The following is a 25,684-nucleotide window of genomic DNA, read 5'->3' as shown; positions in this document are numbered from 1 at the left end:
GAAATTCGCTGAAAGCCTTGGCTATCAGCTAGGGGATGATGCTTATTCGCCCCTTTGTATTATGCGTTCTTGTTTTGAGCCTGTGTCTTGGCGCGCTTACCGCTCCTGCGAGTGCGCAGGAACGAGAGGTGCCGTATTGGGCGACCCTTCGCTTTGACACTGTGAATATGCGCAAAGGGCCCAGTCAGGATTACCCGATCGACTGGGTGTACAAGCGCAAAGGTCTGCCAGTGAAAGTCGTGCGCCTTCGCGAAGGCTGGCGATTGGTGCAAGATCCTGATGGCACGCAAGGGTGGATCGCCGCGAGCCAGCTTAGCCCAAAACTGGGTGCTTTAATCGTAGGCGAGGGCAATGCCTCGTTACGCGAGGATGCATCCAATGTGGCACCATTACGCTGGCAGGCAGAGCCGGGTGTGGTTGGTGAATTGATGCGCTGCCGCGATGGTTTTTGCGAAATCGACGTTAGCGGGCGCAGCGGATGGGTTTCGCAAGAACGCCTCTGGGGCGTTGGCGAGATGTAGGGTGACACGAGCCCCCGCTTTCACGGGGACTCGCATTTGATTAGATTAGCTCAACCGCAACAGCCGTTGCCTCACCGCCGCCGATGCAAAGGCTCGCAACGCCGCGCTTTTTGCCTTGTGTTTTAAGGGCATTGAGCAGCGTCACCACAATCCGGGTGCCCGATGCGCCGATTGGGTGGCCAAGAGCGGTCGCGCCGCCGTTTACGTTGATCTTGGCGTGGTCGATGCCGATGTCCTTCATCGCGAACATGGCGACGCAGGCGAATGCTTCGTTCACTTCCCAAAGCTCAACATCATCGACGGACCAGCCTGCATTCTTGAGCACTTTTTTAATCGCGCCGACCGGAGCGATGGTGAAATCCTTTGGTTCACGCGCATGAGCCGCCATGGCGACAATCTTTGCAACCGGCTGCTGGCCGTTTTCTTTCGCCACGCTCTCGCGTGAAAGGACAACGGCTGCAGCGCCATCTGAGATTGAGCTTGAAGTCGCAGCGGTGATCGTGCCGTCCTTGGCAAAAGCTGCGCGAAGCGTCGGGATTTTGTCAGGCCGACCTTTGCCGGGTTGCTCGTCAGTGTCGACAGTGACTTCGCCCTTTCGGGTTGTGAAGGTTACCGGGACAATCTCATCAGCAAATGCGCCGCTTTCAATCGCGGCATTGGCGCGGCTGAGCGATTCAATCGAATATTCATCCTGCTCTTCGCGTGTCAGTTGATAATCGTTAGCCGTGTCCTGAGCAAATGTGCCCATCGCGCGGCCCTCTTCATAGGCGTCTTCAAGCCCGTCGAGGAACATATGGTCATAAGTCGTATCGTGGCCGATGCGCGCTCCTGAGCGGTGCTTTTTCAAAAGGTAAGGGGCATTGGTCATGCTCTCCATCCCGCCTGCGATCACATAATCGATTGTACCACTGGCAAGGGCTTCTGCGCCCATGATGATAGTCTGCATCCCTGAGCCGCACACCTTGTTCACGGTGGTGGCCTGAACCGATTTGGGAAGCCCTGCCTTTACCACAGCCTGACGCGCAGGCGCTTGGCCAAGACCAGCGGGAAGGACGCAGCCCATATAAGCGCGGTCAAATTGATCGCCCGAAACGCCCGAGCGTTCCACCGCAGCCTTGACCGCAGTTGCGCCAAGATCGGTGGCTGACACATCGGACAATGCGCCCTGCATACCGCCCATGGGCGTGCGTGCGTATGACAGGATGACGATTGGGTCAGAGGCTGCAAATTGCGACATGGGTTAAATCCTTCACGAGGGGTCAATATCTTCGCACCTGCACCTAAGGTGCGAGCCGCTGAAACGCAACGTCTAGACGCACCCCCAGTAGGTATTGGCCAGCGCTATCCGAAGGATCGACAGTCATAATTCTTGCGTGCGCGCGCCAGTTCGCGCAAAGTCCATCTCAAATCAAAACGGGATACTGAGGAGAGGGTCTAAAATGGCCAATGATCAACGCGAACAGCAAGAAGCAATTCTGAAGCTTCAACGTGATGCTTTCACCGCGTCGCGCCCTGAAAGCATGGCTTTGCGCAAGGATCGGATCAAGCGGGCCATGGCGCTTTTGAAAGATCACGCTGAGAACCTGTGCAAGGCGATGGCTGCTGACTTTGGCAATCGCTCGATGGATCAGTCGATGATCACCGACATTGCGGCGACCGTGGGGGCGGGCAAGCACGCGCTTAAGAACATGGATAAATGGGCCAAGACCGAAAAACGACCCGTTCAGTTTCCTTTGGGACTTTTGGGCGCGAAGGCAGAGCTTCGTTACGAACCCAAAGGTGTGATCGGCATTTTGAGCCCGTGGAACTTCCCGGTTCAGCTTGCCTTTGGTCCGCTGATGCAAATCTTCGCCGCGGGCAACCGGGCCATGATCAAGCCGAGTGAATTTACTGAGCGCACCAGTATGCTGATGGCGGAACTGGTTGAGGAGTATTTCACCAAGGATGAACTCGCTGTTGTGACCGGCGGGCCGGAAGTCGCGGCGACCTTTTCATCGCTGCCGTTTGACCATCTGGTCTTTACCGGTTCAACCGCAACGGGGCGCCGCGTTATGGAAGCGGCCTCTGCTAACCTTGTGCCAGTTACCCTTGAGCTTGGCGGTAAGTCGCCTGTGATCATGGGCAAAAGCGCCGATTTTGCGAAGGCGGGTGAACGGATCGCCTTAGGCAAGATGATGAACGCAGGGCAAATCTGTCTTGCGCCCGATTATATGTACGTCCCTCAGGAGAGCGAGGACGAAGCGATTGCTGGTGTGGTTCAGGGCGCGACTAAAATGTACCCGACTGTCCTTCAAAACGACGATTACGCCTCGATTGTCTCCGACCGCCATTTCGAGCGGCTGCAAGGCCTGGTTGAGGACGCGCGCGGCAAAGGGGCTGAGGTGATCGAGGTGAACCCGGCGGGCGAAGATTTCAGCAACGCAAACCAGCGCAAGATGCCTCTGACGATCCTCAAAAATGTCAACGATGAGATGCAGGCCATGCAGGAGGAGATCTTTGGTCCTGTCCTTCCGGTCAAAACCTATCGCGCGGTCGATGAAGCGATTGACTACATCAATGAAAATGACCGCCCGCTGGGCCTTTATTACTTTGGTGAAAGCAAAGCCGAGCAAGAGCGCGTTCTCACCCGCACGATCTCAGGCGGGGTGACGACCAATGATGTGCTTTTCCACATTTCCATCGAAGATCTGCCGTTCGGCGGCGTCGGGCCATCGGGCATGGGCAGCTATCACGCGATTGAGGGTTTTAAGGAATTCAGCCACGCGCGCAGCGTCTATCACCAGCCCAAGATCGACATCGCCAAGCTTGGCGGGTTCAAACCGCCTTACGGCAAGGCAACGCAAAAGGCGGTTGCCAATATGATCAAATAGAATTGCGGAGAGGTCTTGACCCTGGCGCGTCGTTCAGGGCAGGCCACTACGTCTTTTCCCGATTGACTTGGTTCAAGCTTAGTCGTTCGATTTTCTGCATGAAATATGCTGCGATTTACGCGCGACTTGCCCTTGCGTAGAGGACAGCTCATGCGTAAGTGGCCCACAACTGGGATATAAACTACATGGAAATCGGGATGATCGACCAATCCGTCGACCTTGGACAGTATCTGCCGATACTGCTCTTCATTGGTGTAGCACTCGGGCTTTCGGTGCTTTTCGTGTTCCTGCCGATGGGCGTCTCGCGCCTGACGGGGGCGCACAATCCCGACGTTGAAAAGCTGTCTGAGTATGAGTGCGGATTTCCCGCGTTTGAAGATTCGCGCAGTCAGTTTGACGTGCAATTCTATCTCGTCGCGATCAGTTTTATCATTTTCGACCTTGAGGCGGCTTTTCTTTTTCCATGGGCGGTGAGCCTTGGTGAAACGGGCTGGGTTGGCTGGATCGGGATGATGACCTTCCTCACCATTCTTGCGATTGGCCTTGCATATGAATGGAAAAAGGGAGCCCTCGATTGGCAATAGGGTGCTGGCCCTAAGGAATTAGAGATGAATACGATTACGCCCCCTAAATCTCTGGCTGATGTGAGCGCTTTGGAAACCGCGAAAGGCGGTGAGGTGCGCGCGCCTGATCAGGATTACTTCCGCGCACTTCAATCCGAAGTGAATGACAAGGGCTTTCTTGTCACGTCGACCGAAGACCTGTTCCAATGGGCGCGCACCGGTTCGCTGTGGTGGATGACCTTTGGCCTCGCTTGCTGCGCGGTGGAGATGATCCACGTCAATATGCCGCGCTATGATATGGAGCGGTTTGGCGCGGCGCCCCGCGCGTCCCCGCGTCAATCAGATGTGATGATTGTGGCTGGCACGCTGTGCAACAAAATGGCTCCGGCTCTGCGTAAGGTTTACGACCAGATGTCTGATCCCAAATACGTGATCAGCATGGGGTCATGTGCGAACGGTGGTGGTTATTATCACTATTCCTATTCCGTTGTGCGCGGCTGCGACCGGATTGTGCCGGTCGATATTTACGTGCCCGGATGCCCTCCAACAGCAGAAGCGCTGCTTTATGGTGTGATGCAATTGCAGCGCAAAATCCGCCGTGTCGGCACGATTGAGCGCTAGGAGTTAGACCCCGTGACAGTTCTTCACTCCGCCCCCAAATATGCCTCCAATGATGGTGTCTTGGACGCGCTTGGCGAATCCTTGAGTGTATGGCTCGACGGCGCTGCTGAGCAGCATGGCGAGATTATCCTGACGGCCAAGCGCGACGAAGTTGCAACGGTGCTCAAATCCTTAAAAGAGGATCATGAGTATCAACAGCTTATGGAAATTGCGGGCGCTGATTATCCCGACCGCGAAGAGCGCTTCGAAGTCGTCTATATGCTTCTCTCGCTTACCAAGAACCACCGCGTGATGGTGAAGTGTTCAGCGACCGCCGAGACTCCCGTGCCGACGGTTACAACGCTTTGGCCCAATGCCGGTTGGTTGGAGCGCGAAGTGTTCGACCTGTATGGGGTTGTGTTTGAAGGCAACCAAGACCTTCGCCGTATTCTCACCGACTATGGTTTTGAAGGGCACCCGTTCCGCAAAGACTTTCCAATGACCGGCTACACTGAGCTGCGTTATTCCGAAGAGGAAAAGCGCGTTGTGTCTGAGCCTGTTGAGCTCGCGCAAGATATGCGCACCTTCGACTTCCTCTCGCCTTGGGAGGGTTCCGATTACGTGCTGCCGGGCGACGAAAAAGCCGAAGGCGCGCCCAACGTGGACAAGCCAAAAGTGACTGAGACACCTGCTGATACGGGTGCTGGCGCAGATGCGGAAGAGAAGGCGGCTGAAGGCACTGATGCTGTCCCGCCTGATATGGTCGAATTCGAGATCGATGATGAGGAGGGCAGCAAATGAGCGTCCAAATCGAAGAATCGCCAACTAATGACGGCGAAGTCATCAAGAACTACACGCTGAACTTCGGGCCGCAGCACCCTGCGGCGCACGGCGTTCTGCGCATGGTGATGGAGCTTGATGGCGAGGTGATTGAGCGGGTGGACCCGCACGTAGGGCTTCTCCATCGCGGCACTGAAAAGCTGATCGAGCAGAAGACCTATCTGCAAGCGCTGCCGTATTTTGATCGCTTGGATTATTGTTCGCCGCTTTGTCAGGAGCACTCTTATGTGCTGGCGATTGAAAAGCTTCTGAACATCGAAGTTCCAGAGCGCGCGCAATACCTTCGCGTTCTGTTTGCCGAGCTTACCCGCATCTGCAACCATATGCTGAATATCGGTGCTCACGTCATGGATGTGGGCGCGATGACGCCAAACCTTTGGGTGTTCGAGCTTCGCGAAGATTGCCTCAACTTCTTTGAGCGGGCGAGCGGCGCGCGGATGCACTCGGCGTGGTTCCGCCCCGGCGGTGTTCACCAGGATGTGCCGGAAAAGCTGCTGGTTGATATTGGCGACTGGCTCGACAACCGGTTCTTTCAATTGTTCGACGACGCGATGAGCCTCGTGATGGACAACCGCATCTTCAAACAACGCAATGTCGATATCGCCGTTGTGGGCCGTGATGATGCGATTGCATGGGGCTTTTCAGGCCCGATGATCCGCGCCGCTGGCATTCCGTGGGATTTGCGCAAGTCGCAGCCTTACGAAGTCTATGACCGGATGGAGTTCGACATTCCCGTCGGCACCAATTCGGACTGCTACGACCGCTTCATGGTGCGCGTAAAGGAAGTTCGCGAGAGCGCCAAGATCATCAAGCAGTGTTTGCGCGATATGCCTCAAGGCCCGATTGCGAGCACTGATGGCAAGGTTTCGCCGCCTAAGCGCGGCGAGATGAAGCAATCGATGGAAAGCCTGATCCACCACTTCAAGCTTTACACCGAAGGCTTCCACGTGCCCGAGGGCGAAGTTTACGTCGCCACCGAAAGCCCCAAGGGTGAATTCGGCGTCTACCTCGTCAGCGATGGCACGAACAAACCTTATCGCTGCAAGATCCGCCCAACGGCATTCTCGCACCTTCAAGCGATGGAAATGATGAGCAAGGGACATATGCTGGCCGATGCGACCGCAATTCTTGGCGCAATCGATGTCGTGTTTGGGGAGTGCGATCGCTAATGGCTGACCGTACACCCGCACCCGACACCCCTGAACTGCGCGCGCGTTGGGGCTCTTTTGAGTGGTCGAAAGAGAATAAGAAAAAGGCCGATTACCACATCGCCAAATACCCCGAAGGACGGGCGAAGTCGGCGACTATGCCGCTACTCGACCTCGCGCAGCGGCAGGTGGGCGAGGAGACCAATACGCAAGGCTGGCTCCCGCTCCCGGTGATCGAATACGTCGCCAAATACATCGACGTGCCGGTCATCCGCGTGCTCGAAGTCGCGACCTTCTACTTCATGTACAATATGAAGCCGGTCGGAAAATATCACGTGCAGGTTTGCGGCACGACGCCGTGTATGCTGCGCGGGTCGGACGACATCATCAGCGCGTGCAAGAAACGCGGCATGAAGTTTGGTGAAGTTTCCGAAGACGGTCTTTGGACGCTGACTGAGGTGGAGTGCATGGGCAATTGCGCGACCGCTCCCATGGTACAGATCAACGATGACAATTACGAAGACCTGACGCCTGAGCGCCTCGACGCAGTGCTCGACGCGCTGGCTGCTGGTGAAACGCCAAAGGCTGGCACTCAGGAGCCTGGTCGTCACACGTCTGAGCCTTCGGGTGGCCCGACCACTTTGAAAGAAATGGTCGACGCCAATCACGATTATCGAGGGGATTGGTAAGTCCAAATGGACGTGCTTTCGATCATCCTTGCGCTTGGCCTGGCCTTCATCGCCTATAAGGTGTTGATGGGCTTGATGCGCGTAATGGCGATCGTGTTTGTGATCGGAGTGACCGCTTTCCTCTGGCAACAAGGAGTGATCGGCTGATGGCAGTGTGGATCGTAATTGGCGGCCTGTTCCTCGCGTTCACCGTGGTGCTTTTCGTGGTCAACGCGAAAACGCTGGAGGACAAATGATGGGCAGCAGCACTCTTTTCTTCATGCTGGCAGGGCTCGTCTGTTTTGGTGCAGGCGCTTACCTCGCGCCAACGGGTGAGCGCGAGATTGGCATTGCCTTGATGATAGCAGGTCTGGTGTTTCAGGTTTTAACGCTGCGACAAATGAAATTGGCTCGGAAAAACCGGGCGGTACGAAGGGATATGACCGATGCTGGCTGATAAGGACCGCATCTTTACCAATGTCTATGGCTTCCAGGACTGGGGCCTTAAAGCCGCGCAGGCGCGCGGTGATTGGGACGGCACTAAGGCTTTGATCGAGCGTGGGCAGGATGCGATCATTGAAGAGATCAAAGCCTCTGGCCTGCGTGGTCGTGGCGGTGCGGGCTTCCCTACGGGTCTGAAATGGTCGTTCATGCCAAAAGAAAGCGCGGACGGGCGTCCAAGCTTCCTCGTTATCAACGCCGACGAATCTGAGCCGGGTTCGTGTAAAGACCGCGAGATTATCCGCCACGATCCGCACAAGCTGATCGAAGGCGCGCTGGTTGCCGGTTTCGCTATGAGAGCGCGCGCGGCGTATATCTACATTCGCGGCGAATACATCCGCGAGGCGGAAACGCTTCAGGCGGCAATTGATGAGGCCTATGACGCTGGGCTGATTGGCAAGAACGCCAGCGGCTCTGGCTATGACTTTGACGTGTTCATGCACCGGGGCGCGGGCGCCTATATCTGCGGCGAAGAAACCGCGATGATCGAAAGCCTTGAAGGCAAAAAGGGTCAGCCGCGCTTGAAACCGCCATTCCCGGCGGGCGCTGGCCTTTACGGCTGCCCGACGACGGTGAACAACGTTGAAAGTATCGCGGTGGTGCCTACGATCCTTCGCCGTTCGGCGGCTTGGTTCGCAAGCTTTGGTCGTGAGAACAACAAGGGCACCAAGCTCTTCCAGATCAGCGGCCATGTGAACAAGCCTTGCGTGGTCGAAGAGGCGCTGAGCATCCCCTTCAGCGAGCTTATCGAGAAGCATTGCGGCGGCATTCGCGGCGGTAAGGACAATCTGCTTGCGGTTATTCCCGGTGGCTCGTCGGTTCCGCTGGTTCCCGCTGAACAGATTTGGGACGCGCCGATGGATTTCGACGGGCTCAAAGAACTGGGTTCGGGCCTCGGCACCGCTGGTGTGATCGTGATGGACAAGTCTACCGATATCGTCCGCGCGATTTCTCGCCTCAGCTACTTCTACAAGCACGAGAGCTGCGGCCAGTGCACCCCGTGCCGCGAGGGCACTGGTTGGATGTGGCGCATGATGGAGCGGCTTCGCACAGGCGATGCCGAGATCGAAGAGATCGATATGCTCCAAGAAGTCACCAAGCAGGTCGAAGGCCACACAATCTGCGCGCTTGGCGATGCAGCGGCGTGGCCAATCCAGGGCCTCATCCGCCACTTCCGCCCTGAGCTGGAGCGCCGGATTGAGGAGCACAACGCACAGTTCCGGGAGGCTGCAGAATGATGCGTCCTGTGAGGACCATAACTCTTGCGTTTGCAGTGACCGTCTTGGGTGCGACCACCGCGCTGGCTGATCCTCCCATTGGCTCACGAGTGAGCAGGGGCGAACAAGGCCTTACGAAGCGATATGACCCGCGTCAGGCGGATTCGCCGCGCCCGGCAGTCAACGCCTATCTGCGCTGTGCTGCTTCACTCGACCGTTCAAAAGCGCGCGACGTTTTGGAATTGCCCTATCGCAGCCGCGAGCAAATCGAAGCTACCGACGATTTCATGCCGAAAGTGAAGTGGGGTGAGGCCCGTACGCAGGATTGCTTCTCTGACTTTGGCACTCTGCAAATCGGATATGACAGTAGCGTAATGGTTGGCGCATTTTCGGAGTACTTTTTCGAGAAGGATTTCGGCCAAGATTACGTTGAGATGATCTCCGGTCTTTCGCCTGAGGATTGGGGCAATCCCGTCATGCGCCCTCGTAACGCGAGCGAATCTCTGGGAATGTGTATGGCGCAGTCCCAACCGCAATCAATCGCGGCGTTGATCGAATCAGAGCCCGCCTCGCAAGGCGAAACGGCGGCAATTCAAGCGATCGCGCCCCATCTTGGCCCCTGCATCACCGAAGGGGTTGAGGCCAAATTTGACAAATCATCGCTTCGAGCGCTGCTTTCTTTTGGTCTCTACCGCACGCTGCATCAGGCGACAGAATTGGAGAGGCAAGACTAATGCCTAAGGTAACCGTAGACGGCCAGGAAATCGAAGTCCCACAAGGGGCAACCGTTTTGCAGGCGTGTGAGGAAGCGGGGAAAGAGATTCCGCGCTTCTGCTATCACGAGCGCCTCAGCATCGCGGGCAATTGCCGGATGTGCCTTGTCGAAGTGAAGCCGGGGCCGCCTAAACCTCAGGCGTCTTGCGCGCTTCCAGCGACAGATGGTCAGGAAATTCGCACCGACAGCCCGATGGTTAAAAAGGCACGCGAAGGGGTGATGGAGTTTTTGCTCGTCAACCACCCGCTGGATTGCCCGATTTGCGACCAGGGCGGTGAGTGCGATCTTCAGGATCAGGCAATGGCTTATGGCCGCGGCAATTCGCGCACGAAAGAAAATCGCCGCGCGGTGACTGAAAAGTACATGGGGCCGTTGATCAAGACGGTGATGACCCGCTGCATTCACTGCACGCGCTGTGTGCGGTTCTCTGAAGAGATCGCGGGCGTGGACGAGATCGGCGCGCTTTATCGCGGCGAAGATATGCAGATCACGACCTATCTTGAGCAGGCTGCGAAACATGAGCTGAGCGCAAACGTGATCGACCTTTGCCCGGTGGGTGCGCTTACCTCGCGTCCTTATGCGTTCGAGGCTCGCCCTTGGGAATTGAAACGCACGCTGAGCATCGACGTGTCCGATGCGGTTGGCGCGAATATTTCGCTTCACTCCAAGGGCCGAGAAGTCATGCGCGCGCTTCCTCGCATCAACGATGATGTGAACGAGGAATGGCTCTCGGACAAAGCGCGCTATCAGGTCGATGGCCTGACCAAGCGTCGCCTCGACCGTGTGTTTGTGCGCAAGGACGGGAAGCTGGCGGCGTCTGATTGGTCGGAAGCGTTTTCGACTATCGCGGGCGCTCTTGAGGCTGACAAATCCTCCGTTGCGGCGGTCGCTGGCGATCTGGTTGATTGCGAGACGATGTTTGCGGCCAAGGCTTTGCTCAAGGCTTGCGGTTCAACCCTTCTCGAAGGTCGCCAGACCGGCATGACCTATGATGTCTCGAACTTGGCGGCGGTAAACTTCAACTCGACTTTCGCAGGGATTGAAACGGCGGATTGCATCCTGATCGTCGGTTCGCACATCCGTTGGGAAGCGGCGCTTGTGAATGCTCGTATTCGCAAGGCAGTAAAATCGGGGGCTAAGGTGTTTGTCGTGGGCCCTGAATGGGAAACGACCTATCCGGCAGAGTTCCTCGGCGAAGACCTCAAGGTTCTGAACCGTGCACCGAAAGCTCTTGGTGACGCCATGAAGGCAGCCGAACGTCCAGCGGTCATCCTTGGCGGCGCAGGGCTCGCAGCGGGTGCGCTGGGTGCTTGCCTTAAGCTCGTCGATAAATTCGGCCTCGTGAAAGACGATTGGAACGGCTTCAACGTCCTCCACATGAGCGCAGCTCGCATGGGCGGCTTGATGCTCGGTTACGCGCAAGAAGGCGGCATGGCGGATATCGCGGCAGCGAAACCCAAAGTGCTCTTCAGCCTTGGCGCGGACGAGATGGATTACGAGCCGTTTGCGGACAGCCTCAAGGTCTATATCGGCCACCACGGCGATCGTGGAGCGCACAATGCGGATATCATTCTGCCTGCCGCTTCCTATGCCGAAAAAGACGGCACTTACGTCAACACCGAAGGCCGCGTGCAATTCGCTGAAAAAGCAGTCTTTGCCCCCGGCGATGCTCGCGAAGATTGGACGATCCTGCGCGCGCTTGCCGATGCGATTGGCGTGAACGTCGGCTTTGACAGCTTTGCGCAGCTTCAAGGTGCGATGATCGCCGAAGTTCCTGCTTTGGGTGAAGAGGATCTCGCGGATTACGGCGCGCTTCCGAAAGCGGATAGCAAGGCCAAGGCCGAAGGCGTCATCAGCGCCTATCCGGTCAAGGATTTCTACCTCACCAATGCAATCGCCCGTGCATCGGCTGTGATGCAGCAATGTTCGGCCGAACTGCTTCAGACGCAAGAGATGAAGGAGGCAGCGGAATGAGCGATGCGTTCACGCGCACGATTGCGCGATTTACACCTCATTTCCTGATCATGTTCTTTGTGATCGCCATCGGTGCGACTGTGGCCACAAATGGGCCAGTTATTGATAATCTATTCTACGGCAGCTGGCTGTTGATTGCTGCGGCGTTGATGACGCGGCTTGATGTGTATTTGGAGGCTCGGCAATGACCGCGTTCTTTGAAGGTTTGGGCCTCCCTTATGAGTGGGCATGGTTCATCGCCACTATGGCGGGCATTCTTTTGATCGCTCTGCCGGTGATGCTGGCGGTTGCCATGGTGATCTATGTCGACCGCAAGGTGCTGGGCGCGATTATGCTTCGGCGCGGGCCCAATGTAGTGGGGCCGTTTGGCCTGCTTCAGAGCTTTGCCGACGGGCTTAAAGTGTTCTTGCAAGAGACGATCATTCCAAGCGCTGCCAACAAAGGCATTTTCCTGCTTGCGCCGATCATCACCTTTACCGTGGCTCTTGCCGCATGGGCGGTGATCCCGTTTGGTGACGGCGTTGTGCTCGCAGACATCAATGTCGGCCTGCTCTACATCCTCGCGATCAGCTCCTTGGGCGTTTACGGCGTGGTGATGAGCGGGTGGGCTTCGAACTCGAAATACCCATTCTTCTCCGCGATGCGTGCTGCTGCGCAGATGATCTCTTACGAGGTCTCTATCGGCTTTATTCTTGTCTGTGTTGTTCTTTGGGCGGGGACCTTCAACCTTTCCGGCATAGTTGAGGCACAGCGCGGACATGGCCTTGGCATAGTCAACGGGTTTTTCTTTAACCCGCTGCTTTTCCCGATGTTTGTGGTGTTCTTCATCTCGGCGCTGGCTGAAACAGCGCGTGCCCCGTTCGATTTGACAGAGGCTGAGTCCGAGCTCGTTGCAGGCTATCAGACCGAGTATTCCTCGATGGCCTTTGCGCTGTTCTGGCTTGGGGAATATGCGAACATCCTTCTGATGTGCTCGCTGTGCACGATCCTTTTCATGGGCGGGTGGCTGCCCCCGATCGATTGGGCACCGCTCTACTATGTGCCGGGCTTTATCTGGTTCCTCTTGAAGACCTTCTTCTTCTTCCTGCTGTTCAGCTGGATCTGGGCTACCGTACCGCGCTACCGTTACGACCAGCTGATGCGGCTTGGCTGGAAGGTGTTCCTGCCGATGAGCCTTCTCTTTGTTGCAGCGATCAGCGGCTATCTGATGGCAACCGGCCATTTCACCGGCCCGGCGCCGCTGGTCGAGCCGGCAACTGTTACCCCCGATCAAATCGTTGAAGCTGTTGAGGTTCCGGCCCCAGCTGTGAGAACTGCATCATGACCACCACAACACAGCTCCTTAAGAGCTTCACCCTCTGGGAATTCCTGAAAGCCCATGCGCTGACCTTGAAGTATTTCTTCAAGCCCAAGGTGACGATCAACTACCCGTTCGAAAAATCGCCGCTCTCCCCGCGCTTTCGCGGTGAACATGCTCTGCGGCGTTATCCTAACGGCGAAGAGCGCTGCATTGCGTGTAAACTCTGTGAGGCGGTGTGTCCGGCGCAGGCGATCACGATTGAGAGCGAGCCGCGCGAAGACGGCTCTCGCCGCACTACGCGCTATGACATTGATATGACGAAGTGCATTTATTGCGGCTTTTGTCAGGAGGCCTGCCCGGTGGATGCCGTGGTCGAGGGGCCAAACTTCGAATACGCCACCGAAACGCGCGAGGAACTGCTCTATGACAAGGCAAAATTGCTCGCAAATGGTGACAAATGGGAACGGGCTATCGCAGCCAATCTTGAAGCGGACGCACCCTATCGTTAAGGGCGCGTCCAAGCCTTTGACAGGCGGGACGGAAAAACAGGGATCATGATACAAGCTTTAGCCTTCTACCTGTTCGCAGGCATCGTCATCGCGAGCGCGGTGATGGTCATCATGTCGCGCAATCCGGTGCACTCTGTGCTGTGGCTCATCCTCGCGTTTTTCAACGCGGCAGGCCTGATGGTATTGGTGGGCGCGGAATTTATCGCCATGCTGCTCGTCATCGTTTATGTTGGCGCGGTTGCGGTGCTGTTCCTGTTCGTGGTGATGATGCTCGACATCGACTTTGCCGCCATGCGCGCAGGCTTTATCAAGAACTTCCCACTGGGCATCGCGCTGGCATTGGTATTGCTGGCGGAGTTGGGCCTTGGCCTTGGCGCTTATGGAGCGGGCGGGGTTGATCTCGGCACGCCTGATGGCGCCGCTGTCGCAAGAGCCGGAGCATCCAATATCGAAGCGCTCGGCGCGCTTCTTTATGGCCGCTATATCATCTTGTTTGAAATTGCTGGGATTATCCTTTTGGTCGCGATGATCGGGGCGATTGTGCTGACATTCCAGGCGCCGCCTCCAGGATCCCGCGCTCAGCAAGACATCGGCAAACAAATCGCGCGTCGTCCCGAAGAGGCAACCCAAATGAAGAACCCAGAAGTGGGCAAGGGGATCGAGCTATGACCATCGGTATCGAGCATTATCTGATCGTCGGTGCGATCCTGTTTGTGCTGGGCGTGCTTGGCATTTTCCTGAACCGTAAGAACGTGATCGTCATTTTGATGTCGGTTGAGCTTATTCTGCTCGCGGTGAACATCAATCTGGTCGCTTTCAGTGCCTTTATGGGTGACCTCGTTGGGCAGATTTTCGCCATGATGGTGCTGACCGTGGCGGCTGCTGAAGCCGCGATTGGGCTTGCAATCCTTGTGATCTACTACCGCCGCCAAGGCACGATTGCGGTCGATGATGCCGCGCGGATGAAGGGATAAGCGAACCATGGACACGCAAATCCTTATCATCGTCTTTGCCCCGCTGATCGCCTCGGTCATTGCCGGGCTTGGCAACCGGATGCTCGGCAACACGATTGCCAAATCGATCACGACGGGCGCCCTGTTTCTGTCAGCGGCGCTCAGCTGGCCGATTTTCATCGGCTTTCTGACAGGCGCCAACACAGCCGAAGTCGTTCCCGTTCTGCAATGGGTGCAGTCGGGCGAGATGAGCTTTGACTGGGCGCTTCGCGTCGATGCGCTCACCGCGATTATGCTCGTGGTGATTAACTCGGTTTCGGCGCTCGTGCACCTGTACAGCTGGGGCTATATGGAAGAAGACCCGGATCAACCGCGCTTCTTTGCTTACCTCTCGCTCTTCACCTTCGCCATGCTCATGCTGGTGACCGCCGATAACCTCGTGCAGATGTTCTTCGGATGGGAAGGGGTGGGTCTTGCCTCTTACCTGCTCATCGGGTTCTGGTTTAAAAAGCCATCTGCGGGCGCTGCCGCAATCAAGGCCTTCGTGGTCAACCGTGTGGGCGATCTTGGCTTTATGCTGGGAATTTTCGGCACCTTCCTGGTGTTCCAGACCACCTCTATTCCTGAGATCCTCTCCGCATCCGCTGGCATGAGCGGTTCGACCATCGGCTTTCTTGGAATGCGTTTGCCGACGATGGATATTCTGTGCTTCCTGCTCTTTATCGGAGCGATGGGTAAATCGGCACAGCTTGGCCTTCACACATGGCTTCCCGATGCGATGGAAGGGCCGACACCTGTGTCCGCTCTCATTCACGCAGCGACCATGGTGACCGCGGGCGTGTTCATGGTCTGCCGCCTGTCACCAATGTTCGAAGCGGCTCCTACCGCTTTGATGATTGTAACCATTGTCGGAGCAGCCACCTGCTTCTTCGCAGCGACCATCGGCACAACGCAGTGGGACATCAAGCGGGTGATCGCTTACTCAACCTGTTCGCAGCTGGGCTATATGTTCTTTGCCGCTGGCATCGGTGCGTACGGCGTGGCGATGTTCCACCTGTTCACCCACGCTTTCTTCAAGGCATTGCTGTTCCTTGGCGCGGGCTCAGTCATCCATGCGATGCATCACGAGCAGGATATGCGCTACTACGGCGGACTTCGTAAGCACATTCCGCTTACCTTCGTAGCGATGCTTTTGGGCACGCTCGCGATCACGGGTCTTGGTGTTTATCACCTTGGTGCCGGATTTGCAGGCTTCTGGTCGAAGGACGCAATCCTCGAAGCAGCCTTTGCGCGCGGTACTACCACCAGCACGATTGCTTTTTGGGCAGGTGTCACCGCGGCGCTTCTCACAAGCTTCTACAGCTGGCGTCTGATGTTCCTCACTTTCTGGGGCAAACCCCGCTGGATCGAGAGCGAGCATATTCAGCACACCGTGCACAAGACACCCGCTGAAGCAGGCGAAGACACAACCGGTGGCTATCACCCGCATGAAAGCCCGATTGCCATGCTTATCCCGCTGGTCACGCTTTCAGCCGGGGCCGTGCTTGCAGGGCAGGTATTTGCGCCGAGCTTTATCGACGATGCAGCCTTCTGGGCGGGTTCGATTTTCTACAATGAAAATCTGATCCACGCGCTTCATGCGGTGCCTTATTGGGTTAAGTATTCCGCTTTCGTGGTGATGGTATTGGGCTTCATCGGGGCTTACGTCGCCTACATTGCCAAGCCTGACATTCCCGCAAAATTTGTCGGCACCTTTGGCTGGCTGCACAATTTCGTGTTCCGCAAATGGTATTTCGACGAGCTGTACGATGCTATCTTTGTAAAACCGGCCTTCTGGTTCGGTCGCCAGTTCTGGAAACTGGGTGACATCGGCACCATCGACCGCTTTGGCCCCAACGGCATCGCTGCTGTTGTCCAGCGCGGTTCTCTCGCAGCCAAGACGATCCAGTCAGGCTATCTCTACACCTATGCGTTGATCATGCTCCTTGGGCTGATCGCCGCTGTCACTTACGTGCTGCTCTAGGGGAACAGAGCGATGGACCTTCCTATCCTCACCATCATGATGTTGGTGCCTCTTACGGCAGCCATTGCCTGTTTGTTTGCAGGAGCCGCCGCGCGTGGGATCGCCTTGGGCGCGACTCTCGTGACATTCTGCTTCGGCGTTTTGCTTTGGACCAATTACGAAATTGGCGGCGCGCAATGGCAATTCCAAGAGAAATATGAGCTTGTCGCCGGCTTTTCATACGCCCTTGGCATTGATGGCATTGCGTTAATGCTCATCATGCTCAGCGTATTCCTGATGCCGATTTGCATTCTGGCGAGCTGGGACGCGATCAAAAAGCGTGTGGGAGAATACATGGCGGCCTTCCTGTTTATGGAAGTGCTCATGATCGGCACGTTTGCAGCGCAGGACCTCTTCCTTTTCTACATCTTCTTTGAGGCGGGCCTGATCCCGATGTATCTCATCATCGGTGTGTGGGGCGGCGATAATCGCATCTACGCCTCGTACAAGTTTTTCCTCTACACGCTGATCGGCTCGGTGCTGATGCTGATCGCGATGTTCTGGATGGTGAGCGAAGCAGGCACCTCGGACATTCCGACGCTGATGCAATACGACTTCCCCGGCGGTGCGCAGACATGGCTGTGGCTCGCGTTCTTTGCGAGCTTTGCGGTGAAAGTGCCCATGTGGCCGTTCCACACCTGGCTTCCCGATGCTCACGTTCAGGCGCCGACTGCTGGCTCCGTCATTCTCGCGGGCGTTTTGCTGAAGCTGGGCGGTTACGGCTTTATCCGTTTCAGCCTGCCGATGTTCCCCGATGCGTCGGCAGATTTCGCATGGTTCGTTTTCATCCTTTCGATGATCGCGGTTGTCTACACCTCACTGGTCGCGCTGGTTCAGGCGGATATGAAGAAGCTCATTGCCTATTCATCGGTTGCGCACATGGCGATTGTGACCGTGGGCCTGTTCGCCTTCAACGTTCAAGGGCTTGAGGGCGCGATGATCGTCATGTTGTCGCACGGCCTCGTTTCAGGCGCGCTGTTCCTGTGCGTTGGCGTTATTTATGATCGGCTCCACACCCGCGAGATTGAGCGTTACGGTGGCCTAGCCATCAATATGCCTTACTACGCGCTGTTCTTCCTGCTCTTCACGATGGCTTCAATCGGTCTTCCGGGCACAAGCGGTTTTGTGGGCGAGTTCCTTTCGCTTGCTGGCATTTATCAAACTTCAAGCCTCGTGGCGCTCGTGAGCACCACCGGCATTATTCTGGGCGCAGCCTATATGCTTTACCTTTACCGCCGCGTGGCCTTTGGCGGCCAAAAGAACGCCGACGCTGCTGCTATGAAAGACATCACGGCGCGCGAATGGATTATGATGTCTCCAATCGCAGCCGTTGTCCTTTGGATGGGCGTTTATCCGGAAAGCTTCCTGGCCCCAATGCGCGCCGATATTGCCGCGCTCGATGCACAGCTTGCCGCTGCTGCTCCTGCCAGTGATGCAGCTCTTGAGAGCGGTGCTCCTCTGGATGAGGCGGCCAATGCCATGGAGTTCGAGGGGCACGAAGGGGAGGGCGCGCACTGATGCTGGATTTCCAATCCTCTTTCGCTCTCGTTATTCCTGAGCTCATCCTCACAGGCGCTGGCCTAGTGCTTCTGCTCGTCGCCGCATGGGTTGGCGACAAGGCTGCGCGCCTTTCGTCGATCCTCGCTGCAGCGACCTTGTTTACCGCTGGTCTTTTCACAATTCCGGGTCTTCACTTTGGAGTGGACGGTCCGGACAGCTACGCATTTGGTACCTTGCTCAAGATCGACAGCTTTGCTCTGTTCTCCAAGGCCTTGATTTACCTTGCCGGGATCGGTGCGCTTGTCGTGGCGCCAGCCTTCTTCAACGGGCCCGCCGCCGTAAGCGAGCGCGGGCTTCGCGCTGAATATCCGGTGCTGGTGATTTTTGCGACGTTGGGCATGAGCATCATGGTGTCAGCGTCCGACTTCATGATGCTTTACATGGGGCTGGAGCTGAATTCGCTCGCCGCTTATGTGCTTGCTGCAATCCTGCGCAAAGATGTGCGTTCAACTGAAGCGGGTCTGAAATATTTCGTTCTTGGCGCGCTTGCATCGGGCATCCTCCTATACGGGATGAGCCTGCTCTATGGCTTCACCGGAAGCACCGATTTCGTCAGCGTTCGCGCAGGGCTTGAAGGCGACCTTTCGACCGGGCAGCTGTTTGGCCTCATTTTCGTAATGGCAGGTCTTGCCTTCAAAATCGCAGCAGTTCCGTTCCATATGTGGACGCCGGACGTGTACGAAGGCGCGCCAACTCCGGTCACAGCTTTCTTCGCAACTGCGCCGAAAGTTGCCGCCGTTGCTCTCACTGCTCGCGTTGTTTTCGAGGTGTTCGGTGGTCAGGTGGACGCATGGCAGCAGATCGTCATGTTCACGGCATTGGCTTCGATTGTTTTCGGTGCGCTTGGTGCTATCGGTCAAAACAATCTGAAGCGTCTGCTCGCTTACTCGTCGATCAACAATGTCGGCTTCATCCTGCTTGGCCTCGCGGTTGCCACGCCTGCAGGCGCAAGCTCGATGCTGATTTATCTCTTCATCTACGTTGTGATGAGCCTCGGCAGCTTTACCGCGCTCCTGATGCTTCGCGGTGAAGATGGCAGCCTTTACGAAACATTTGGCGACATTGCAGGTTTGGCCGTGACTCGGCCAGCCATCGCTTGGGCGCTTTTGCTCTTCATGTTCAGCCTTGCTGGCATTCCGCCGCTGCTTGGTTTCTACAGCAAATTTGTCGTGTTCCAGGCTGTTGTGGATGCAAACCTCGTCGTGTTCGCAGCCATAGCGATTGCGGCAAGTGTGATCGGCGCGTTCTATTACATCAAGTTTGTGAAGGTCATGTTCTTTGATGAGCCTGCCGGAGTTGCCACAGGCAAAAGCGAAACTTCGCATTGGGTGCTGCTGGCGATTACGGCTGCGATCATCTCGCCGTTGGGTTACCTTTTGACTGGCTCGCTCACTGACCTCGCCAATAAGGCAGCAAGCGCACTGTTCCTTGCGGTCTAAGTTTTGGGTGAATTGATTCAAACGCCGACGATCGAGGTTGTTGAGGAAACCGGGTCCACCAACGCTGACCTGCTGCAACGCTTGGGGAGCGGAGAGGACTTAGCCGAGGGTTATTGGCTTCAGGCTGAGCGGCAAACAGGCGGTCGCGGGCGGCTTGGACGCAAATGGGAAAGCCCGAAAGGCAACCTGTTTTGCAGCACTTTGGTTTCTCTGCGTGATGGCGATCCGCCTGCGCATACCCTTTCGTTCGTGGCCGGGCTCGCGGTTGCCGATACGCTTCGGCGCTCCTTGTTTGCCAATACGCCAATCATGCTCAAATGGCCCAATGACGCTCTGGTAAGAGGCGACAAGATTGCGGGTATTTTGCTCGAACGAACAGGCGCCAGCGTCGTGGTCGGTATCGGTGTCAATGTCTGCTACGCGCCGGAGGTGCCAGGCCGTCAAACCACCTCAATTCTTTACGAAAACGGCAAGCACGGCGGAAACCCCGGTCTTGTCTTGTCTATCCTCGCAGACGCATTTGCAGCCCGCCTTATGCAATGGCGTGAACAGCCACTTGCGCAAACGCTTGATGACTGGACAAATGTGGCGCACCCCATTGGCTCGCAATTGTCGGTTGGTCCGGGCGATGAGGCTGTGACAGGGGTCTTTGCGGGCCTCGATGAAGATGGCGCTTTGCTCTTGCGCTTGGCGAACGGCGCGTTGCGCACTATCCACGCAGGAGACGTGTCGATGATTACTCAAGGGAATAGCTAATGCTGCTGGCGGCTGATGTCGGAAACACCAATGTTGTTTTTGCCCTGTTCGATCCAGATGGGGATGGCGGGTACACGACACCTCCACGGGCTCGTTGGCGGATTGCTACCGACCCGCGCCGCACGGGAGATGAATATGCGGTGTGGCTTCTACAACTCCTCAATATTGAAGGTGTCGCGCGCGAGGACATTCACCAGATTATCTACGCTTCGGTTGTGCCGCGCGCTGACCACAATTTGACCGTTCTCAGTCAGAAGTACTTCGATCTCACACCGCTTAAGGCTGGCGAAGGCGCTGCGGCCTGGCCGTTTGTAGCCGACGTTGATCAACCAAGCTCGCTTGGCGCGGATCGCGCGCTCAATATTCTGGCAGCCCATGACAAATACGGCGGCGATTTGATCGTGATCGATTTTGGCACTGCGACCAAGTTTGAAGCGGTTGATTTCAACGGCACCTATAAGGGCGGCTCCATCGCACCTGGGATCAATTTATCGCTCGATGCATTGGTGGGTAAAACCGCAAAGCTTCCCCGTATCGCGATTGAAACACCAGCAAGCCAGAGCGTGATTGGACGCAACACCGAAGACCAAATGCTCATTGGTGTTTTCTGGGGCTATGTCGCAATGATGGAGGGGATCGTGGCGCGCATGAAGGCCGAGATCGGTCGCCCTGCAAAGGTCGTCGCCACTGGTGGGCTCGCGATCCTGTTCGATGAGGCGACCGATATTTTTGACGAAGTTGATGCTGATTTGACGATTGAGGGTCTTGCGATCCTTGCCAAGCAGGCATCAAGCTAGACGCCAACTCCCTGTAAAGAAAACGATATGTACGCGTGAAAAAGAACTACACCCCCGAAAACGAACTTCTGTTCCTGGCCCTTGGCGGTTCGGGCGAAATCGGCATGAACGTCAACCTTTATGGATGCGAGGGCAAATGGTTGATGGTCGATCTTGGCATGACCTTTTCAGGCGGCGAGTATCCCGGCGTGGACCTTGTCTTTGCCGATCTTGAGTTCATCGAGGAGCGCACTAAAGACCTGCTCGGCATCGTTCTCACCCATGCGCATGAGGACCATATCGGGGCGGTGCCATATTTCGCAGGCGAGCTTGGCGTGCCTTTATACGCGACGCCATTCACGGCGGATCTTGTTGCGCGAAAGCTCGAAGAAGCGGGGCTTTTGGGTCAGGTTGAACTGAACATCATCGAAGAAGACCACGGCCAGATCGACATCGGACCTTTCAGCGTCACGTATCTCCCGCTCGCTCACTCAATCGCAGAAGGCAATGCGCTTCTGATAGACACGCCGTATGGACGTGTGTTCCATACGGGCGATTGGAAGCTCGACGAAGATCCGATCATCGGCGAGCCCACCACTGAAGAAGAGCTTCGTGCTATCGGTGACGAGGGCGTGCTTGCGCTTGTTTGTGATAGCACCAATGTCTTCAATCCCAACCCATCGGGTTCCGAAGGCGCGGTGCACAAGGGCCTCATGGAAGAGGTCGCAAAGCATAAGGGCAAACGCGTGCTTGTCACAACTTTTGCCAGCAATGTTGCGCGGCTTCAAACATTGGGCGAAGTAGCGCGCGAAACAGGGCGGCAAGTGTGCGTAGCGGGTCGTTCGATTGACCGCATCCTCGAAGTGGCGCAGGACAATGGTTATCTCGAAGACTTTCCAACGCCTGTAGATTTTGACACCGCCATGCGCTTGCCACGCGGAGAAGTCATGATCCTCGCAACTGGCGGTCAGGGCGAACCACGCGCTGCTCTTGCCCGGATTGCTGATGACAACCACCCACTGGAACTCGTACCCGGTGACGTGATCCTGTTCTCCTCGCGTCTTATTCCCGGAAATGAGATTGCGGTGGGCAAGATGCAGAACCAATTGGCCGCGCGCGGGATCGAGATGATTACCGATCGACAGAGCTTCATCCACGTCTCCGGCCACCCCGGACGCCCTGAATTGGAAGCGCTTTATAGCTGGCTGCGTCCCGAAGTGCTCGTGCCAGTGCACGGTGAAATGCGGCATATGCAGGAGCAGGCGCGGCTCGGCAAAGAGCGCGGCATCGCGCACAATGTCGTGCAATCCAATGGTGATATCGTGCGGCTTGCCCCCGGTGAGCCCGGGAAGATCGCCGAAGTGCGCAACGGGCGACTGGTGCTTGATGGCGACATAATTTCTCCCGCAGATGGTGATGCGGTTAACACCCGTCGCCGCGTGTCATTTGAAGGCATCGTCATCGTCGTGCTCGCACGCGGAGAAGCGCCTTTGATCGAGGCTATCGGTCTGCCCCTTGATGAGGATATGCCTGAGTTCATTGAAGAAACACGCGAGGATATCCTGAAAGCCATCGGACGGCTCAAGGGCCGCGATGCAAGCGATCCGAGTGCCGTGCATGAGGCTGCGCGTCTTGCTGCTCGCCGTGCTGCGCGCAGATGGTCTGGCAAGAACCCGCAGGTTCGCGTGCTCATGCCGGGCCTTAAGGGAGAGCCGAGCTGATGCAGTGGACGTCGATCCTTGCGATTTATTTCCTGATCTGGGTGATGAGCGCCTTTATCATGCTGCCTTTTGGCGTGCGCACGTCTGAAGAGGCGGGAGAGGCGCTGGTCCCAGGCCAGGCAGAAAGCGCCCCGGCGCAGTTCAGGCCGGGCAAATTGTTGGTCCGCGCAACGCTGATTGCCATCGTGCTCACGAGCCTGTTTGTGCTCAATTATGAATATGGGTGGATTGGTGCGAGTGACCTCGACATTCTGCCAAAGCCACCTGAGAATCTTTCACGGTAAGCGCGAAGCATAAATTTAGCGCAGACGCTCAATTGCCTGTGCAAGTGCTACGTAGAGTTTGCCCACGTCAGAGCCCAGTACCGTTACGCCAAGCACCTTGCCATCGCGGGTCGATAGCACCGAGCGCAACATCGCTTCAAAGTCGTGAATATAACGGCTGACATTAGCCTTGAACTCATCATCACTCTGATAAAGCTCGGCGATTTCGCGCGCTTCTGTCGTGTCGATGAGGCGCACTGCGCGGCGGGTGAAAATCCCGCGCTCACCCCTGAGATAGGCATCCCACGCGCTCTCTGACACGTCTTGGGACAGCGCTGTTGTAATATCGATGGCAGAGGAATTGAGGCTATCAGTGATGAGCGCCATCCGCCGTGAAAAGTCGTTGTTGACCTGCTCTTCGGCCAATTCGCGTGCACGGGCAATGCGCTGTTCAAGGTTGATAGTGAGTTCGTTCACTTTAGCGAGTTGATCGCGCAAGTGAGCGGTGGCCTCACGGCTTACGCCTGAAGCATGGGCGGCTGCCTGTTCAAGTTTACCAGCTGCTTCTGCTGAATTATTGCGAAGAGAATGTTCAAGTTCAGCGACGGCGCGTTCTGACAGGCTTTTGGCGACAGCATCCACTTTTTCGCCTGCGCCTTTTTCAAGAGTGTCAAAAACGCCGCGTGTGGCTTCTTCGAGTTTGGCAATGCTTGCGCGCAGATGATCCTGCGTTTCGCCTGACAAGGTTTCGCTGGCCTGCGCCAATTCCGCCAAACCACTGCGCAAACCATTGATCTTGGCCAGAGCCTCTTCAGACTGCTCTTTGACCTTGGTATGAAGCGCTTCAATCGAAGTGCCGTTATCATCGACCTTGGCGCGAGCTTCAACGAGATAGGCCGTGAGAGCATCCGCTTTCTCATTGGTGTCCAGCATCAGGGTTGAGACTTCCTGCGCGCGCTCTTCTACACCAGTGAGTGTCCCAAGCGCTGTCTGCATCGCTTCTGGCAAGTCCTCGCGGCTGAACCTTGCGCTTGACTGGATGATCTCAAGCAGACGGACCCCACTTTCGGTGAGATTGGCGATTTCTGCCTCGGTTTCACGCAGTTTCGCGCGCTTGTCTTCGAGCTGTGCATCAAGCGCCTCTAGGCCTGCAGCCAAGGCCTCACGCGTGGTTTCGCCCTGATCACCGGCGGTCGACAAGAGTTCGGTCAGGCGTTCCATTTGCTCAGCGATTACAGTGCTATGCTTCTCCAGCTTTTCAGCCTCGGCCAGATGCGCATCACGGCGCTCAGCCAAGGCATCGTCGAGGTCCGAAAGGCGCTGTGCCAGAACTTCGCTGGCTTGTGCTTCATTGGTTGAGAAGCGCTCCTGAACCTGAGCGACCTGTTCGTTAAACTGACGATCACGCGTCGCAAGCTGTTCGGTGAACAAAGCGACATTGGCGTTCAACTGATCGACGCGCTCCTGCGCCTTTGCGATCGCTTTTGCATCAGTTTCATCGAGGCGCTCAATCGCGGCCGTCATTTGTGCTGTAAAACGCTCTTTGGAAGCAGCCAATTGCTCCATTGCTTTTTCTTCCGCCGCGCGAAGCTCGTCACTTAAGGTTTTCGTCTCGGATTGCAGTAGCCCGGTCCGCTCTTTCAAAGCGGCAAGGGCTGCATCTTCAGCTTCTGAAACGTCGCTGCGATAGCTCTCGGTACTGTCTTTCAAAGCCGCAAGGCGTGCACCAGCGGTCGTTTCGATCGTCTCAATCTGCGCTTGAAAGCGTTCAAGAATGGCGCTCACTTCGCTTTCAAACGATGCGACCTGAGTTTCACTGGCCTTGCCGAATTGGTTGAGCCGTTCAAACCCTGTGACGAGCTTGTCCAGTTGCTCTTGTGCTGTGCGCCCGGCGGAGCCGACCTGATTGGATACATCACGGGCCGAATTTGCGACAACAGGCAGGTCATCGCGTAGCCGCTTCATATTGGCGAGCGCGCTTTCGCTTGCGCTGCCGATGGCTTCAACCTGCGCACCGTTGTTCTTGATCAATTCCTGTAAGGTGCCGGCATGGGTAGAGATGCGTTCGCTCGCCACGCGGCCAAGCGATTCAAGCTCAAGCGATTGTGCGCTCAAAAATTCGCGCGCAAGGCTAAGCTCTCTGTTGACCACGGTAAGCCGGTCTTCAAGCTCACGGCTTTCTTGCGAAAGGAGCGCCGCGCTTGAAGCGAACCGGCGCGCCTCGGCTTGCGAATTGCGCATCGCAAGCAACCATGCCACCCCAACCAGAAGAAGCGGGACGGACCCATCCACCAGCAACGCGACCCACGCGGCAGGCTGTGTGGTGGCGGCTAGAATTTCGGCCTGCATCGCCCAGCCATAAAAGGCGGTCCATGCCACCGCTGCAAGGATGGCAAGGACAGGGGCAAGCCATGCGAAATTTTGCGACGAGTGGAGGGCTTGATAATCCTCCTCATACTCAATTTCAGTCAATTCAAGCGGCTCGCCGCTCGCCAATGCGTCATTCAGATCAACGCCTTCGCCGTTTTCCGCGACTGCGTCACTACCATTTTGCGCCTTATTTTCAGCCTCTTGGCTGACTGCGCGGATATGTTTCCCACCTGCCATAGGCGATTAAATACCACAGGTGCGCAAAGGATAAACCCCACATTAACTCGATATCGGCTAA

General features: G+C 56.5%; 26 protein-coding genes. 24 read left to right on the top strand and 2 right to left on the bottom strand.

What is annotated here, in order from left to right; genetic code table 11:
* Positions 1 to 35: 35 nt before the first annotated feature.
* Positions 36 to 521, top strand: coding sequence for an SH3 domain-containing protein (locus tag INR77_RS10535; protein ID WP_255573740.1), 486 nt, complete (start codon positions 36 to 38; stop codon positions 519 to 521).
* 40 nt (positions 522 to 561) lie between these two features.
* On the opposite strand, the gene INR77_RS10530 is transcribed toward INR77_RS10535, so the two are convergent.
* A complete protein-coding gene (locus INR77_RS10530) occupies positions 562 to 1,758 on the bottom strand; it encodes an acetyl-CoA C-acyltransferase (RefSeq protein ID WP_223071014.1) in 1,197 nt (398 codons plus the stop codon).
* Positions 1,759 to 1,960: 202 nt separating this feature from the next.
* On the opposite strand from INR77_RS10530, the gene INR77_RS10525 reads away from it, so the two are divergent.
* From INR77_RS10525 to INR77_RS10415, 23 genes are all read left to right on the top strand, one after another.
* Positions 1,961 to 3,391, top strand: a complete 1,431-nt coding sequence (locus INR77_RS10525; protein WP_223071013.1) for a coniferyl aldehyde dehydrogenase — start codon at positions 1,961 to 1,963, stop codon at positions 3,389 to 3,391.
* A gap of 197 nt (positions 3,392 to 3,588) precedes the next feature.
* Positions 3,589 to 3,975, top strand: coding sequence for an NADH-quinone oxidoreductase subunit A (locus tag INR77_RS10520; protein WP_223071012.1), 387 nt, complete (start codon positions 3,589 to 3,591; stop codon positions 3,973 to 3,975).
* 24 nt (positions 3,976 to 3,999) lie between these two features.
* The gene (locus tag INR77_RS10515; RefSeq protein ID WP_255573738.1) at positions 4,000 to 4,575 is read left to right on the top strand and encodes an NADH-quinone oxidoreductase subunit B family protein; all 576 of its coding nucleotides are present in this window, start codon (positions 4,000 to 4,002) and stop codon (positions 4,573 to 4,575) included.
* Between the two features lie 12 nt (positions 4,576 to 4,587).
* Complete coding sequence (locus INR77_RS10510) at positions 4,588 to 5,355, top strand: NADH-quinone oxidoreductase subunit C (protein ID WP_223071011.1); 768 nt, start codon at positions 4,588 to 4,590, stop codon at positions 5,353 to 5,355.
* Positions 5,352 to 6,563 (top strand): NADH-quinone oxidoreductase subunit D, encoded by a 1,212-nt coding sequence (locus INR77_RS10505; RefSeq protein WP_223071010.1) that lies wholly within the window; start codon positions 5,352 to 5,354, stop codon positions 6,561 to 6,563. The genes INR77_RS10510 and INR77_RS10505 overlap by 4 nt, the downstream gene beginning before the upstream one ends.
* Positions 6,563 to 7,231 carry an NAD(P)H-dependent oxidoreductase subunit E gene (locus INR77_RS10500; RefSeq protein WP_223071009.1) on the top strand — a complete coding sequence of 223 codons (669 nt, stop codon included), beginning with the start codon at positions 6,563 to 6,565 and terminating at the stop codon, positions 7,229 to 7,231. Before INR77_RS10505 ends, INR77_RS10500 begins: the two co-directional genes overlap by 1 nt.
* Positions 7,232 to 7,237: 6 nt before the next feature.
* Positions 7,238 to 7,378: a hypothetical protein gene (locus INR77_RS10495; protein ID WP_223071008.1), complete on the top strand. Its 141-nt coding sequence runs from the start codon at positions 7,238 to 7,240 to the stop codon at positions 7,376 to 7,378.
* Between the two features lie 88 nt (positions 7,379 to 7,466).
* Positions 7,467 to 7,667 (top strand): RTA1 domain-containing protein, encoded by a 201-nt coding sequence (locus INR77_RS10490; RefSeq protein ID WP_223071007.1) that lies wholly within the window; start codon positions 7,467 to 7,469, stop codon positions 7,665 to 7,667.
* Positions 7,657 to 8,949, top strand: a complete 1,293-nt coding sequence (gene nuoF / locus INR77_RS10485; protein WP_223071006.1) for an NADH-quinone oxidoreductase subunit NuoF — start codon at positions 7,657 to 7,659, stop codon at positions 8,947 to 8,949. Before INR77_RS10490 ends, nuoF begins: the two co-directional genes overlap by 11 nt.
* On the top strand, positions 8,946 to 9,662 hold the full coding sequence (locus tag INR77_RS10480; protein WP_223071005.1) for a hypothetical protein: 717 nt from the start codon (positions 8,946 to 8,948) through the stop codon (positions 9,660 to 9,662). The genes nuoF and INR77_RS10480 overlap by 4 nt, the downstream gene beginning before the upstream one ends.
* Entirely contained in the window at positions 9,662 to 11,677 is a 2,016-nt protein-coding gene (nuoG, locus tag INR77_RS10475) for an NADH-quinone oxidoreductase subunit NuoG (RefSeq protein WP_223071004.1), read from the top strand. The genes INR77_RS10480 and nuoG overlap by 1 nt, the downstream gene beginning before the upstream one ends.
* The gene (locus INR77_RS10470; protein WP_223071003.1) at positions 11,674 to 11,865 is read left to right on the top strand and encodes a hypothetical protein; all 192 of its coding nucleotides are present in this window, start codon (positions 11,674 to 11,676) and stop codon (positions 11,863 to 11,865) included. The genes nuoG and INR77_RS10470 overlap by 4 nt, the downstream gene beginning before the upstream one ends.
* Positions 11,862 to 13,001: an NADH-quinone oxidoreductase subunit NuoH gene (gene nuoH, locus INR77_RS10465; RefSeq protein ID WP_255573737.1), complete on the top strand. Its 1,140-nt coding sequence runs from the start codon at positions 11,862 to 11,864 to the stop codon at positions 12,999 to 13,001. Before INR77_RS10470 ends, nuoH begins: the two co-directional genes overlap by 4 nt.
* A complete protein-coding gene (gene nuoI, locus INR77_RS10460) occupies positions 12,998 to 13,486 on the top strand; it encodes an NADH-quinone oxidoreductase subunit NuoI (RefSeq protein WP_223071002.1) in 489 nt (162 codons plus the stop codon). The genes nuoH and nuoI overlap by 4 nt, the downstream gene beginning before the upstream one ends.
* Before the next feature lie 45 nt (positions 13,487 to 13,531).
* On the top strand, positions 13,532 to 14,155 hold the full coding sequence (locus INR77_RS10455) for an NADH-quinone oxidoreductase subunit J (protein ID WP_223071001.1): 624 nt from the start codon (positions 13,532 to 13,534) through the stop codon (positions 14,153 to 14,155).
* Positions 14,152 to 14,460, top strand: coding sequence for an NADH-quinone oxidoreductase subunit NuoK (gene nuoK, locus INR77_RS10450; RefSeq protein WP_223071000.1), 309 nt, complete (start codon positions 14,152 to 14,154; stop codon positions 14,458 to 14,460). Before INR77_RS10455 ends, nuoK begins: the two co-directional genes overlap by 4 nt.
* A gap of 7 nt (positions 14,461 to 14,467) precedes the next feature.
* Positions 14,468 to 16,462 (top strand): NADH-quinone oxidoreductase subunit L, encoded by a 1,995-nt coding sequence (gene nuoL, locus INR77_RS10445; RefSeq protein WP_223070999.1) that lies wholly within the window; start codon positions 14,468 to 14,470, stop codon positions 16,460 to 16,462.
* 12 nt (positions 16,463 to 16,474) lie between these two features.
* On the top strand, positions 16,475 to 18,019 hold the full coding sequence (locus tag INR77_RS10440; RefSeq protein ID WP_223070998.1) for an NADH-quinone oxidoreductase subunit M: 1,545 nt from the start codon (positions 16,475 to 16,477) through the stop codon (positions 18,017 to 18,019).
* Between the two features lie 2 nt (positions 18,020 to 18,021).
* Entirely contained in the window at positions 18,022 to 19,500 is a 1,479-nt protein-coding gene (gene nuoN / locus INR77_RS10435) for an NADH-quinone oxidoreductase subunit NuoN (protein WP_223073521.1), read from the top strand.
* 3 nt (positions 19,501 to 19,503) lie between these two features.
* Positions 19,504 to 20,256, top strand: coding sequence for a biotin--[acetyl-CoA-carboxylase] ligase (locus INR77_RS10430; protein ID WP_255573736.1), 753 nt, complete (start codon positions 19,504 to 19,506; stop codon positions 20,254 to 20,256).
* Positions 20,256 to 21,053 (top strand): type III pantothenate kinase, encoded by a 798-nt coding sequence (locus INR77_RS10425; RefSeq protein ID WP_223070997.1) that lies wholly within the window; start codon positions 20,256 to 20,258, stop codon positions 21,051 to 21,053. The genes INR77_RS10430 and INR77_RS10425 overlap by 1 nt, the downstream gene beginning before the upstream one ends.
* A 35-nt stretch (positions 21,054 to 21,088) precedes the next feature.
* Positions 21,089 to 22,753 carry a ribonuclease J gene (locus INR77_RS10420; RefSeq protein ID WP_223070996.1) on the top strand — a complete coding sequence of 555 codons (1,665 nt, stop codon included), beginning with the start codon at positions 21,089 to 21,091 and terminating at the stop codon, positions 22,751 to 22,753.
* A complete protein-coding gene (locus tag INR77_RS10415) occupies positions 22,753 to 23,037 on the top strand; it encodes a DUF1467 family protein (protein WP_223070995.1) in 285 nt (94 codons plus the stop codon). The genes INR77_RS10420 and INR77_RS10415 overlap by 1 nt, the downstream gene beginning before the upstream one ends.
* 15 nt (positions 23,038 to 23,052) lie before the next feature.
* Here INR77_RS10415 and INR77_RS10410 read toward each other — a convergent pair whose 3' ends face one another.
* The gene (locus INR77_RS10410; RefSeq protein ID WP_255573735.1) at positions 23,053 to 25,623 is read right to left on the bottom strand and encodes an ATPase; all 2,571 of its coding nucleotides are present in this window, start codon (positions 25,621 to 25,623) and stop codon (positions 23,053 to 23,055) included.
* Positions 25,624 to 25,684: the final 61 nt, after the last annotated feature.

The organism is Erythrobacter sp. SCSIO 43205, from assembly GCF_019904235.1.
Lineage (GTDB): Bacteria > Pseudomonadota > Alphaproteobacteria > Sphingomonadales > Sphingomonadaceae > Erythrobacter.
The sequence above is the reverse complement of the archived record's forward strand: the minus strand, read 5'-3'. Positions and strand labels throughout refer to the sequence as shown.